Consider the following 1,704-nt stretch of genomic DNA (forward strand, 5'->3'; position numbering starts at 1 on the left):
GGTAACCGTTGCACAAGTAGCAAAATCTAAAAAACAAAAGATCAAATAAGCTCTTTTAAGGGCTTGTTTTTTTTAGGATATACATTTCTCTAACTTAAAATTCAATTGCTCATAACTTATTATATGGAAGTAAAACTCCTGAAATACCAGTAAAAAAGTTTCTCTAATAGTTTTACGATCACTTTTCGTTTTTTTACTAATAAATTTCAAACACTTCTTTAGATTGTAAGCAATAGCACTCATGTGCATTACCTTGTTTGCTTGTGATAAACCAATTGTATTAATCTTTCTCAGTCCTAAAAACTGAGTTAATGTCCCAAAAACAGGTTCTACTGTACTTTGCCGTTTCTTTTTCATATACACTCCTCGCTTACTGTTTACCCTAGCATTATTACGCTCATATTCTTCTCGGTAATAGGTAACACTAAACTTCTTTTCTTTGGCTGTTTTTCCTAAACAAACACTTGCTAATGGGCATTCTTTACATTGTTTACTAGAACTACGGTATTCTTTCTTCTTGGTTTTAGTTCGATAATCTAAAAAGACTTTCTTAAAAGGAATGATCTTTCCTTGTGGACATAGATAATGATCCGCTTTTTTATTATAAACAAATCCTTCTGGACCTCCTTTGTATGTGCCATGTGGAGGAATAAAACTTTGCAATCCTTGTATTTCTAAAAATGCATAATTCTCTCCACTACTATAACCTGTATCAGCTAAACAGTTTTTCCAGAATACACCTTTTTTCCATAAACGTTGTTTTACACGTATTACAATATCTTGCAAATGTTGATTGTCTTTTCCGCAACCATGATACGCTTTAATATCTGTAATTACATGATGACTACTATCTACTGTTAACTGACTGGTGTAATTTAACTTTCTTGCTTTGCCTGGTTTTACGCTAATACGAGCATCTGGATCTGTAGGGCTATAATGCGTTTTATTACTAGTATAACGACTCCCTTTATTACCTGCTCCAGGTCGGTAGTTTTGTTCTTGTGACCATTTCTTATTTCTTGAAACAATATTGTTCAATTCTTTTTTATTGGCTGTTATTGTTTTTTGTATTAAACTAGCTTTATCATACTTTGCCTTACGAAAAGTTTCTTTATCTCTATTACTAATATGACGAACTTCTGCTAAATAAAACTCTAAATCTTGGACTGGTACTTTCAACTCTAAGCTATCCATACTTGCATTTGCTTTTACAGGTGCTGAATCAATAATCTGGGTATGTCCGCTTACCATACCTTTAGCTATACATAACTCCAAAATATGAGTAAATACTTCTTCAAAAACAGATTCAGGAAACAATTGACGGGTACGACTAATGGTACTATGCCAAGGTAATTCTTCTTCTAAATCATAACCAAGAAAAAAGAGAATATCCAAGCGCATGCTACAATGTCTTATTAATTGACGGTCACTGATGATGTTTTCTAAATAACCAACTAAACATAATTTAAAGAATACTATAGGATCAATACTTTTTTGACCGCTACTACCATAGTATACCGAAGTTAAATCGTACAAAAAGTGTAGGTTTAAAATTCCTAATAACCTTCTGTAAAAATTATTCTCAGGAACACGATCACTTAATTGAAAACTAGTAAATAACTTTTCTTGATAAACTTTATTGCCTTGCATAATTCAAGATAACTATTATTTGTACATTTAGCAAAACTTGTGCAACAGGCACAA

The 1,704-nt window shown here is 32.0% G+C and carries 1 protein-coding gene; it reads right to left on the reverse strand.

Features of this window, described 5'->3' with window-relative positions; all coding sequences use genetic code 11:
• Positions 1-72 precede the first annotated feature (72 nt).
• Positions 73-1,650, reverse strand: coding sequence for an IS1182 family transposase (locus tag BVC87_RS22950; RefSeq protein WP_075344721.1), 1,578 nt, complete (start codon positions 1,648-1,650; stop codon positions 73-75).
• Positions 1,651-1,704 lie beyond the last annotated feature (54 nt).

The organism is Tenacibaculum agarivorans (genome assembly GCF_001936575.1).
Taxonomy (GTDB): Bacteria; Bacteroidota; Bacteroidia; order Flavobacteriales; family Flavobacteriaceae; genus Polaribacter; species Polaribacter agarivorans.